Source organism: Acinetobacter sp. P1(2025) (assembly GCF_051390655.1).
GTDB lineage: Bacteria > Pseudomonadota > Gammaproteobacteria > Pseudomonadales > Moraxellaceae > Acinetobacter > Acinetobacter junii.
Window position 1 is genome coordinate 40945 of sequence record NZ_JBPKBJ010000017.1, and the last position, 12194, is coordinate 53138.

The window sequence follows — 12194 nt, forward strand, 5'->3', positions numbered from 1 at the left end:
TCTTTATTTCAATAAATTTTCACTTTTTATATAAACTACATACAACATCTGATACTCGGAACGTCATTCACAGCCTGCGTGGTATCTGTCAAATGTTGTTTCTGCGACTCGATTAACTAAATGTAAGAAGTCAACAGGTTCTGTGAATGACAAATGGTTTTGCCTACTTTTGTCGAAACAAAAGTAGGTCGAGCCGAAGGTTTATCCTCAAATAAGATGAGAACTCGGCACGACTCAGTTAAGACTCAAAAAATCTACTGCCAAAACGTTTTTCCAGCATCAAAAAAAGCCTTCCAAGTTACATCCTGTTTGGCACGTTCACGGGCAACATTATCCATATAAAAACGCATCCGCTTGGCATCGTCAGCATTATCTTTTAACACTACACCAATCAACTGACGTGCAATCGCAGCACCACTCAAAGATTGATCACCTAAATAATAACCTTCTAAAGCAGCTGCATAAGCGATATTGACCGCTTCAGCAGTCGACATCACAGCATCAGGTGTTTTAATTGAGGTACCGTCTTTGGTTGTGCCTTGGCGTAACTCTTGAAAAACTGTGACCAGTAGATCAACCACAGATTCAGACATTTGAATCTGATCAGATAACTCTCCTAACTCGCGTTTCAACTGAGTCAGCACAAGCTCACGTTCAAAAACAGGATCAGCAATCGGTCGTACAGTTTCAAAATTAAAACGACGTTTCAATGCCGATGACATCTCATGCACACCGCGATCTCTTAAATTGGCGGTAGCAATAATATTAAATCCTGCTTTGGCATAAACACGACCTTGATCCCCAAGCTCAGGAATCATCATGGTCTTTTCAGACATTAATGAAACTAAGACATCCTGAATTTCAGGTGGACAACGCGTGATTTCCTCGAAACGAATGATCTTGCCATGCTGCATCGCTTGGTAAACAGGTGATGCAACTAAAGACTTCTCATTAGGACCTTCAGCAAGTAATAAAGCATAGTTCCATGAATATTTGAGATGATCTTCAGTTGTGCCTGCTGTTCCTTGAATGGTTAATCCTGAATCACCACTAATCGCTGCTGCTAATAATTCGGACAGCATAGATTTTGCTGTACCTGGTTCACCTACTAACATGAGACCTTGTTTACCCAGTAAAGTCACAATTGCTCTGTCGACTAAAGCATCATCACCATAAAATTTACGGCTAATCGCTAATTTCTCATCACCGAGAATAAATTGGCGTACCGCACGTGGTGAACGTAACCAACCTTGTGGTTTAGGCGCATGGTCATGCTCACTGATTGTTGCAAGTTCTTCTGCAAAACGTTGTTCAGCACTTAATTTAATAATGTCTTGTGGATTCATATCTTTACCATTTTACCAAGGTGTTTTCTTCTGCCATTCAGGATCAAAACCAGAACATGCCTCAGCAACTTTTAAATAATCAGCATAAGTTTCAGCTAATAACACTGGCGGTACATCTGCTAAATTCATTGCACTGTCACGCCAAGAACGTACATTCTTTTTCTCAAAACTGAGGTCGTACAATACAGCTGCAAGATTTTCCTCAGGCACATAACTGCCACTAAAACGAATCACCGCAGATAAACCAATTTGGCTAAATGGTTTAAAGTAACTATCAAAAGAACCACCATCTTCAATTGAAGCACGTTGATAACCAAGCTTGGTAATCACTCCACGTAAAGTAAATGTATCGGTTAACCAGCCTTTACGATCCTCAATGATTTCCGCATGTGCTTCAAAAACAGGAAGCTGGTGTGTCATCTGCTCAAATAGGAACTTCACTTTATAATCTTTAAAATGTGCTTGCCATGCTTCTGCATCTTCAGCACTGATCAAAACACCATGTGCAACTTTGATTTGGCTATCTTGTGCTAATTCAATTTCATCATCTTCAAGATTTAATAAACTGCCGTCATCACTAGGACGGAAACTTTGTAAAATAATACCTTCTGAAGAAAGCTCCAACCAAACTAAACGTTGAATCAAACGTTTCATAATTGGGTGTGCAAACAGGTATTCTTGCCAATCCGTACTGCTCCAAGCTCGCTCACTACACATCGCTTCATATAAGCGTTGTGTTTGTAGATCAATCACTTGTTTAAATTCTTTCTTACTACTGCTGAATAATGATTTAGCTTCTTTAATTAAGCCTTCGTCATCACCTTGTCGTGCAGCAGGCAAGGCTTTAATTATTTTTCCATCTTCATTTTTAAGTACGAACTTATCTTTATCGTCTACATAGGCAGTTAAGACTCGAGAACCGTACTCTAAACTCAGCACACCTACATCGTCTAAGCCTGCGGTCGGAATTGTGCGATCTGCCAATTCATCACTACTCCATTGATTGCGCTCTGCAATTTGCTCAACCAATTGTTTCGCTAGATTCTGAACAGATGCTGTGCGGTAACGACGTGACAAACTCAGAAGTAATTGAATAATCAATGGATCATCACTGATTGAAAAACTACTCAACATCGCTTCGATTTGTGCACGACGTTGGTAATGTAGCTTCATATAATCTTGCAATAATTTCACCGCAACACTACCTTGCGTTTTAAAAGTCAGTGCCAACATTCCTTTACTTTTAATTGCAGAACCTAAATAAATTGCTAAACGCTCACGTTTAATTTCTTCAACCACTTCTTCCAGTGTGATGTGTTCATAACGTCCATAATATTCCGGGTACTTTTGTCCCCAGCGTTTAAATGAATCTTGATAAGATGCTAAACGACTCGGTGCTTCTTTCGTTGCAACCTCTATCGCCTCTTCTAAAGTTGGATTACGAGTATCTTGATATATAAAGCTTTGCAGTAAATACAATGCAAGCGTTTGTTGGCTTTTATCATTTAACAGTCCCATATAACGCTGTAACAGTGCATTGGGCACAGGGTCTTTCAATTTGTCTGCTAAAACGACCCACCATTGAATAATTTGAGGATCAACTGTTGTACCATCTTGCCACTGCGCTTGAGGTAAATGCTGTAAATCAAACCAAGTAAAACTACTAGCAATCTTAGCTTTTAAACCCTTTTCAGCATCTTTGAGCAATGCTTTTGGCGAAAGATAAATATTAATATCCTCACCTAACTGCTCTAAAGCCGTCAGAATTGCAGCAATAACAACTTCTTTTTTCTCTTTTTTTAATAAATCATAAAGCGCTGTGACCGCAGAGGGATGTTGTAAACGCGCTAACCATTCGACTGCTGTAATACGAATTTCTTGTTTACCATTTTCTAAAGCTTCAATCGCTCTTAAATGAATATCAGGGAGTTTTTTTAATACTTCCTGAGCGTCAAAACGTAAACGTTTTCCATCCCCCAAAGCAAACTCAAGTAATCGAGGAATAAACTGTTTAGGTACTTGTGGAAAACGTTGTAATAGAGCTAATGCCTTGATTGGATCATAATAGCGCCATGAATTTTGATTTTTACTTGGTAGTAATCCCAAAGCTTCTGCAATTAAATCAATGTTCTCAATAAAAAAAGGAATGACTTTTTCATCATCAGCAATTCGAGTATTTAGTTCATCACCGCTATAGTTTTCTAGGTATTCATTTGCAATACAACGTTTACTACTCTCTTCTGAAATACCGACTTGTTGCAAAACTTGGTCTAACTGACGTAACTCAATTGTTTCCCAACTCTTAGTCTCTAAAAACTGGAAAAACTGATACCAGTTGATCCAATCATTGTTTCGATTCCCTAGCACCAAACGCGCTGCATGAATCAAACTAAACTCAGGTAACTGCTGTAACTTTTTTTGATAATTGGCAATTTCTTCAATATAGGAACGATAGTTTTTTTGACCATTTAGATGACCAAGAATTAATTGCCCAACATTTTCAACTTTGTCATATGATTTGCAGAAGTCTCGGTAGTTATTCTGTCTCCAATGGCTTTTGTATCCACCTTTCTCAACAGCTTTATTATCTTCAACTTCCTGTTCTGCAGCTTGACGATATTTTTCTTTTACTGCCAAGTAATTATCCTGTAGAACCTGAGCAAAACTTTCAGGAATGTCTTGAGCCTCAATCACTTCAATATCAGGTAAGGTATATTCAAGCTCGACCACTTGACCCAAAGATTCGAGTCGTTGCAAAGCAGAAAGGATATTTGCCTGAACTGATTTTAATTTTTCATTTTCTGCTGCTTGCTGCAAGATTTCCCGATTTTGCTCTCCTAAACGTGCTAGCAAATCCGCGGCAAAACTACGTTGTTTGCTTTCGCCATTGATCAAGAAATTTTGCAAATGTTGCTGGCTTTGAGCATCGTCAAGATGTGTGAGTAAAACAGTCGCTTGCTCGCGAACACCTTTGCTCGAACTTAATGCAAGCATGATGATAAGTTCGGTTTGTTGTTGTAATAAGTCGTGATGCTGAGCAATAAACTCTAGGAAAATCCCCTGCGCTGCAGCAGAAAGTTTAGGTAAAGTCTCACGAATTTCTTGTGCATAATCAGTGAAGAACTGGACACTATCCGAAAGCTTAAACAAGAAATTTAATTGATCATAGTGATAACTATTTACGCCATTACGCTCAAATAAAGTCGTAATAAACCCTTCAATATTATTTTCAGGTTCAAATAAATAAAGTTGCTTTAATGCTGTAAGTGACCAAAGATCGCGATGTGATTTTTTCTGACGATCATCAAAACTTTGATGATTAAAACTTGTTAATAATCCGTCTACCAGTACATAGCTAAACCAAACTGGAGTTTGTTTAGAAAGTTGAGAATAATTACGTTGCTGAGTTGCGGCTTCTAGGAATTTTCCATAGCGAATAATCTGATCCCTACTCAGTTTTGAAAAGATATTGATATATAGTTTATAACGCGCATTTTGTGAGGCTTTACATAGTTTTTCTTGTGCTCTAGTAAGCTCAGTTGATGGCCAATACCATCCATAAGTTCCAGGGCTACCTAGTAAGGCGCATACTTTATCTGTCGCTTGCTGCTGTAATGTCAATAAAACCTCTGGTTTTTGACCATTCACGATAAAGTTTAAAACTTGATTTGGTAACGTTGCCTCTACTTCAGATAAAGGTTCAACAATGGTAGTGAGTAACGCCAAACTTTCTGAATCTAGTGAGTTTTGACTCTGCGGATTGATTAATTCAGCGACTTTATTCTTAATACTTTCAAACATAAAATAACCTCTTATTTTCCCCAATTTTTTAATTACTTTTGATTTTTTGGTTTAAAAATCAATATAAGATTTCTTTTAATTCCAAGATTCTATAACAATTCATCTTCATCCAACGACTATTTTCTGATGTTTTGATTATAAAGAAATATTACTGAGAGTTAATCGCAGGATGAGACATGCACGACATTTATTGTCGCACCAGTTTTTTGATAAAAAAAATGTCCACTTTTGATTGGCCTTTTCATAATCTAATGGAGAACGCTGACCATTGGAACCATGTCTGCGTTTTGAATTATAGAACATCTCAATATATTCAAAGATATCGGATCTTGCTTCAGTTCTAGTTGCATAGATTCTCTTTTTAATTCGTTCCTGAACCGTACCGGGTTTGTCGGAGACTCAATATTCTGAGAGACTACCCCGATGACAAAATTAAAATATACCCCTGAAATCAGAGAAAGAGCGGTTCAATTATTGATTGAATCTGAAAAAGATTATCCTTCTACTTGGGCTGCAATCACAGCAATTGCGCCTAAGATTGTTTGTACTCCTGAAACACTTCGTGCCTGGCATCAAAAGCATTTAGATCAGCAAAATCCTATTAAAGTACAACAGATATCTGATCAAGAAAAAATGAAGCAAATGGAACGTGAAATTAAAGAATTAAAGCGTGCCAATGAAATTCTACGTAAAGCAGCCGCTTTTTTCGCCCATGCGGAGCTCGACCGCCCACACAAATAATGGTGGATTTTATCCATCACAATAAAGATCGATATGGTGTTGAAGCGATTTGTAGAATTTTACCGATTGCAGCTTCGACCTATTATCGGGCTTTAGATCTCGTTGATAACCCAGAACATCGAGCGAAACGTGCTCTGCATGATTTACATCATGCAGAGCAAATCAAACGTATTTGGAAAGAAAGTTTAGGTCGATATGGTGTACGTAAAGTTTGGCAAAAATTGAAACGTGAAGGCTATGTTATTGCACGTTGTACAGTTGCTCGATTGATGAAAAAGCTAGATATACAAGGTGTTTGGCATGGTAAGAACAAACAAACTACCCGCAGCCGAGATGATCAAAAACGAGCAGATGATTTAGTGAAACGGAATTTTAGTGCTGATCGAGCTGACCCTTGCGAAGCAATGCTTCTCAGGTCAGTGACTTTACGTATATTCAAACCAATTCTGGCTGGGTCTACACCGCATTTATTATTGATGTGTTCTCACGAGCCATTGTTGGATGGAAAGTATCTACACGAATGAATACAGATATGGTGCTCGATGCATTGGAGCAGGCATTGCATGATCGAGGCATGCCAAAGAACGTGATTCACCATTCCGACAGAGGTGTGCAATATCTTTCTATTCGCTATACCAATCGTTTAGAAGCAGCAAATTTAAGAGCATCAGTCGGTACGACTGGTGATTCATACGATAATGCTTTGGCTGAAACAGTGAATGGCTTATACAAAACAGAGGTGATTGAATATTTAAAAGCAGATTGGCAAGGTTTAGAAGATGTACAACTTGCGACACTAAACTGGGTAGATTGGTTCAATAAAAAGCGTGTACACAGTGCACTGGGTTATGTGTCGCCTTTTGAGTTTGAAGCAATGTACTATGATAAAATTAATCTGTTAGGTCAGGTGGCCTAACTTAAATAAAAAGTCTCCGACAAACCCGGTACGGTTCACATGTTCAAAAAAGCATTGTTCTTATTCGATATTTTCATAAAGAAATAATAATTTATGCATTAGCTTAATTTAGACTATTCAGTAAACACTAAATAAAATGTTTACCAAAAAAATTTATAGCGCGACTCAAGACCTCTTGAGGAGCGCTTTAAAAAAATGCGTGGAAGCTTTTCCGGTCATAAAAAATATTTAGATGAGCAATCTGATTAAATATAGGGATTAAATCAAGTAAGATTTACAGTAATTAAAATTGTTGTGGCATCTATGAAAGATCATCTGAAATCTCTGCGCAGTGACATTCGTCGAAAACGTAAAAATGTCAGTATTTCACAACATAAAAAAAACGAACATCAGATCTTAAACAGACTTAAAAACACCCCACAATTTAAAACGTCTCAAAAAATTGGTCTGTACCTAGATGCATTTGGGGAAATACGTACTCAAAAAATTATTCAACTTTGTTTCCAACATCACAAAGATGTTTATTTACCCATGATTTGCAACATGAATCAGAATTTAGTCTGGGTAAAAATCAATCTCCAACAATATAAAAACAAACGCTTTTCCCATCATCCTTTGGGTATGAAAGAACCAATGGCTAGTCGTGGACATCATGTTTCAAAGTTGGATCTTTTGATCATGCCCCTACTCGCTTGTGATCATCATGGTACTCGAATTGGTATGGGTGGCGGATTCTATGACCGTACTCTTGCATCAGCCCGCCATTTTCCCTTTCGTTTAGGGATAGCACATGATTTTCAATATATTGAAGAAACTTTACACCGCAACATCTGGGACCAACCACTTGATGCACTCATCACACCATCTCACAAACATTATTTTTAGAGTTATTTGAATATTAAAACCAACTAATTTTGTCTTTTTTTATATTTTCTACTCTAAAACCCTTGTAATTTTTGAAATGCACATCACTATAAAAACATGGCAACACCGTTGTCACTCATTAGGAGTGCCCATGTCTGAATATATTTTAAATAATGAAACAAGCTTAGAGCCACAGGTTCCAAGTGTATTACCACTATTAGCATTGCGTGATGTTGTGGTCTATCCACACATGCAAATTGCGCTATTCGTGGGTCGTGAAAAATCGATCAATGCAGTGGATGTGGCTCGTAACGGTGACAATTTAGTATTTGTAGTTGCGCAAAAAGATTCGCTTACAGAAGAAATTGATCACGATAATCTGTATCAGTACGGAACTGTGGCTAAAATCGTTCAAGTGGTCAATCATGAGAATGATGAAAACTGCATTAAAGTATTGATTGAAGGACTACATCGTTCGAAGCTAGAGCGTATCATTGATGGTGAAGAGTATCTGACTGCTGAACATCATTTAAGCCCAATGACAGTGGACTTGGATCAAGAAAGTAAAGAAACTCGCTTAAATGAATTACGTACACTCTTTGCTCAATATGCAGAAGCTAAACTTCGGAATGCACGAGAACTTGTTGCGGCTGCAAACAAGATTGAAGATCTTCTGCAATTGATGTTCTTCGTTGCAACTCGTGTGCCTTTAAATATCGAAGTCAAACAGAAATTTTTAGAGCACGATGAGTTCGAGGCACATTTACAAGAGTTGATGGGTTATTTGATGAATCAATCTGCTGAACAGCAAATTGAACAAACCCTACACGACAGCGTTAAACGTCAGATGGAAAAAAACCAACGTGAATACTTTCTAAATGAAAAAATGAAAGTCATTCAACGTGAACTGTCTGATATGAACGGCGGTGCTGAGGATGATGTTGCTGAGATTGAGAAGCGTCTTGCTGAAGCTGACTTACCTGAACATGTACGTAAAAAAGCTGAAGCTGAGTTTCGTAAACTCAAAGCAATGCAACCTGCTTCAAGTGAAGCGGCAGTTGTTCGCAACTATTTAGAAGTGATTCTAGATACACCTTGGAACAAGGCAAGCAAAGTCAGCATTAACTTGGCAAAAGCACAAGAAATTCTGGATGCAGATCATTACGGTCTAGATGACGTTAAAGATCGCATTGTTGAATACCTTGCTGTTCAATCACGTGTGAAAAAACTCCGTGGTCCTATTCTTTGTCTAGTTGGTCCTCCGGGTGTAGGTAAAACCTCACTAGGTGAATCGGTTGCTAAAGCAACAGGTCGTGAGTTTGTACGCATGGCGCTAGGTGGCGTGCGTGATGAAGCTGAGATTCGTGGTCATCGTCGTACTTACATCGGTGCGATGCCAGGTAAAATTGTGCAGTCTTTAACAAAAGTCGGTGTGAAGAATCCATTATTCTTGCTCGATGAAATTGACAAGATGGCACAAGACTATCGTGGCGATCCTGCTTCTGCATTGCTTGAAGTATTAGATCCATCACAAAATAGCAAGTTCAACGATCATTATTTAGATCTTGATCTTGATCTTTCAGAAGTAATGTTCATCTGTACAGCTAACAGCATGAATATTCCTGAAGCTTTGCTAGATCGTATGGAAGTCATTCGTCTACCGGGTTATACCGAAGATGAAAAAGTAAATATTGCTGAACGCTACCTTGTTCCGAAAGCAATCAAGAACAATGGTTTACGTGCAAAAGAATTAACAATTCATGAAGATGCGATTCGTGACATCGTGCAACGTTATACACGTGAAGCTGGTGTACGTAGTCTAGAACGTGAAGTGTCTAAAATTGCACGTAAAGTTGTTAAAGAAGCAGTCAGCAAAAAATCTAAAAACTTACAGCTTGATGTGACATCGGCAAATCTTCCTGAATACTTAGGTCCACATAAGTTTGACTTTGGTATCGCAGAAGATGAAGCTCAAGTAGGTCGTGTAAATGGCTTGGCTTGGACATCTGTTGGTGGTGAGTTATTGACTATTGAAGTCGCAGCTGTAAAAGGTAAAGGGAAATTCATTACTACGGGTTCGCTCGGTGATGTAATGAAAGAGTCAATTACCACTGCGATGACAGTTGTTCGTACTCGTGCTGATGAATTGGGTATTGAAGCATCACGTTTCGATGAAACTGATGTCCATGTCCACTTACCAGAAGGCGCGACACCAAAAGATGGTCCATCGGCAGGTTTAGCTTTGACTACAGCGCTAGTGTCAGCGTTTACTGGTATCGCAATTCGCCCAGATATTGCGATGACAGGTGAAACTAGCTTAGGCGGTCGCGCATTACGTATTGGCGGCTTAAAAGAAAAACTTTTAGCAGCTCACCGCGGTGGAATCAAACTTGTATTTATTCCACAAGACAATGTACGTGACTTGGCTGAAATACCTGATAACGTAAAAGAAGGTTTAGAAATCAAAGCTGTGAAAAGCATTGATGAAATCTTACCTTTGGCGTTGACAGATACACCAAAGCCATTGCCTAAGACACCAATTGTTAAACCAGTTGAAGATGCAAAAGCTGCACGTCATTGATGTAAAGATCATGATTAAAGAGAGAGCTTCGGCTCTCTTTTTTGTTACATAATTTGATTGAAAAACAACCAATTTATTGCATAATAAAATAGAGTCGATAAAAATAAAGGCTAACATTGACTCTGAAACTAATTTTTAGTGCCCTCTGAACTCCAGACGGAAGGCACTTTGATCGCAGCTCATACACATTTTGAGCTGCGTTTTTTATGGCGAGTATAAATTTTCTTTTTTTAGTTTTTATTACAGCTATTACTTAGATCTAAATTACCTAGCAACTTCGACTCAGTTTATAATCCGCATAAATTATTTTTACCTTTAAATTTTATGAAGATTCGTATTCTGACTATTGGGCAAAAAATGCCTGCATGGGTTCTCACTGGGTTTGAGGATTATTTCAAACGAATTCAGCCTTTCGTTCAAACCCAAGTCATTGAATTACCTATGGCTAAACGTGGTAAAAATGATTCAGAAGCAGATATTTTAAAATATTGTCAAATCGAAGGTGAGAGTATCTTAAATGCGCTCAAACCTAATGAAACCCTAATTGCACTGGAAGTCGGTGGCAGAGAACTCAGTACAGAAAAGCTTGCCGATACCATGAAACAATGGATGCTTGATGGTAACGATATTGCACTCGCAATTGGAGGACCTGACGGACATTCTGATGCAGTACGCAAAGCAGCAGCATGGCATTGGTCTTTATCTAAATTAACGATGCCTCACCCAATGGTTCGAATCTTATTAATTGAACAATTGTATAGAGCCATGAGCATTAACCATAATCATCCCTACCATCGTGCTTAACGTTGAATATGGTTGTTCTGATTATAGAACAATCTGTTGAGTTTAATCCGCTATCATTGTCTTGATGTTTTTGTCAGGATAAATAGGTAATTTCGATCAGGTGCCCCATTATGAATGTGCAAACTTTACCAGGCTTATTTATCTCCCACGGTTCGCCTATGCTTGCACTAGATCCAGAGCAGGTTGGTCCTGCACTACATCGCTTGAGTATCAACTTACCTGAGCCACAAGCGATTGTTGTCATGTCTGCACACTGGGAAAGTCAAGTTCTTGAAGTCAATATTGCCACTCGACCAGATACTTGGCATGACTTTAGAGGTTTTCCTAAAGAGCTTTATGAAATTCGCTATCCAGCACCAGGATCACCAACAATTGCTGAAAAAATATTATCCATGTTTGCAGAAGCTGGTATTCAGGCACATGCCAATAGCACACGTCCTCGTGATCACGGTGTATGGATGCCTTTATTACATATGTATCCAGATGCAGATATTCCAGTGATAGAAATTTCACTGCCAACAAAAATGAATGCAAAAGAAATTTACAAGATTGGACAAGCTTTATCTCCCCTGCGTGAACAACAGATTTTATTAATCGGATCAGGAAGCATAACGCACAATTTGGCTGAGTTGTCATGGCATACAAATGCTCAAGTTCCTACTTGGGCTAGTACTTTTAGAAATACTGTCGTCAATCGACTCCAACATCAAAATTTTGATGCTGTCCTTGATTGGCCTTCATTGCCATTTATAGAACGTAACCACCCTACGCTTGAGCATTTTGCCCCACTTTTTTTCGCTATGGGCACAGGTCATCGATTTAATATCGTGCACAGTAGTTTCTCGATGGGCTCACTTGGCATGGATATCTATCGTTTCGACTAAAGATGATTATTTACCAAATATTTAAATCGAGGTTTAACAATTTCGTTTAAACCTCAGTATCTATTATGCTTTTCTAAAAATTACAATCAGATACATTTAACAAACTTAACCGCTAACTGGATTACATTTTCTTTTTTAATAATATAGGACTTACGCATTGACGGATTCAAAAAAGTATTAAAATAGTTTATAAAGTATCTGTGATCAGACGAACTAAACATGCTTCTACAGCAACTTGTACATTACCCATTTATATG

The 12194-nt window shown here is 38.3% G+C and carries 6 protein-coding genes, 2 pseudogenes and 1 other annotated feature; of the genes and pseudogenes, 5 read left to right on the forward strand and 3 right to left on the reverse strand.

Annotated elements, in window-relative coordinates; genetic code table 11:
• Positions 1–254: 254 nt before the first annotated feature.
• The 3 genes and pseudogenes from ACSC97_RS06415 to ACSC97_RS06425 all read right to left on the reverse strand — a co-directional run.
• Positions 255–1346: an ATP-binding protein gene (locus ACSC97_RS06415; RefSeq protein ID WP_416701743.1), complete on the reverse strand. Its 1092-nt coding sequence runs from the start codon at positions 1344–1346 to the stop codon at positions 255–257.
• Positions 1347–1358: 12 nt separating this feature from the next.
• The gene (locus tag ACSC97_RS06420) at positions 1359–5147 is read right to left on the reverse strand and encodes a DUF4132 domain-containing protein (protein ID WP_436659973.1); all 3789 of its coding nucleotides are present in this window, start codon (positions 5145–5147) and stop codon (positions 1359–1361) included.
• 237 nt (positions 5148–5384) lie between these two features.
• Positions 5385–5522: pseudogene (locus ACSC97_RS06425) on the reverse strand (IS3 family transposase); the annotation flags it as partial.
• A 48-nt stretch (positions 5523–5570) separates the two neighbouring features.
• Here ACSC97_RS06425 and ACSC97_RS06430 point away from each other — a divergent pair.
• The 5 genes and pseudogenes from ACSC97_RS06430 to ACSC97_RS06450 all read left to right on the forward strand — a co-directional run bounded on the left by ACSC97_RS06430 (position 5571) and on the right by ACSC97_RS06450 (position 11937).
• A pseudogene (locus tag ACSC97_RS06430) lies at positions 5571–6804 on the forward strand (IS3 family transposase).
• Positions 5846–5962, forward strand: a sequence feature (AL1L pseudoknot). Its footprint overlaps the pseudogene before it by 117 nt.
• 303 nt (positions 6805–7107) lie before the next feature.
• Entirely contained in the window at positions 7108–7689 is a 582-nt protein-coding gene (locus tag ACSC97_RS06435) for a 5-formyltetrahydrofolate cyclo-ligase (protein ID WP_004963152.1), read from the forward strand.
• Between the two features lie 130 nt (positions 7690–7819).
• Positions 7820–10249, forward strand: a complete 2430-nt coding sequence (gene lon, locus ACSC97_RS06440) for an endopeptidase La (RefSeq protein WP_436659975.1) — start codon at positions 7820–7822, stop codon at positions 10247–10249.
• A 324-nt stretch (positions 10250–10573) separates the two neighbouring features.
• Positions 10574–11053 (forward strand): 23S rRNA (pseudouridine(1915)-N(3))-methyltransferase RlmH, encoded by a 480-nt coding sequence (rlmH, locus tag ACSC97_RS06445; protein WP_004912481.1) that lies wholly within the window; start codon positions 10574–10576, stop codon positions 11051–11053.
• 110 nt (positions 11054–11163) lie between these two features.
• Positions 11164–11937, forward strand: coding sequence for a DODA-type extradiol aromatic ring-opening family dioxygenase (locus ACSC97_RS06450; protein ID WP_039048258.1), 774 nt, complete (start codon positions 11164–11166; stop codon positions 11935–11937).
• The last annotated feature ends 257 nt before the right edge of the window (positions 11938–12194 follow it).

Bases quoted from the DNA above. Each gene is read 5' to 3' on its own strand.
- ACSC97_RS06435 (WP_004963152.1), top strand. From the start codon at position 7,108: ATGAAAGATCATCTGAAATCTCTGCGCAGTGACATTCGTCGAAAACGT.
- ACSC97_RS06450 (WP_039048258.1), top strand. From the start codon at position 11,164: ATGAATGTGCAAACTTTACCAGGCTTATTTATCTCCCACGGTTCGCCT.
- ACSC97_RS06420 (WP_436659973.1), bottom strand. From the start codon at position 5,147: ATGTTTGAAAGTATTAAGAATAAAGTCGCTGAATTAATCAATCCGCAG.
- rlmH (WP_004912481.1), top strand. From the start codon at position 10,574: ATGAAGATTCGTATTCTGACTATTGGGCAAAAAATGCCTGCATGGGTT.
- lon (WP_436659975.1), top strand. From the start codon at position 7,820: ATGTCTGAATATATTTTAAATAATGAAACAAGCTTAGAGCCACAGGTT.
- ACSC97_RS06415 (WP_416701743.1), bottom strand. From the start codon at position 1,346: ATGAATCCACAAGACATTATTAAATTAAGTGCTGAACAACGTTTTGCA.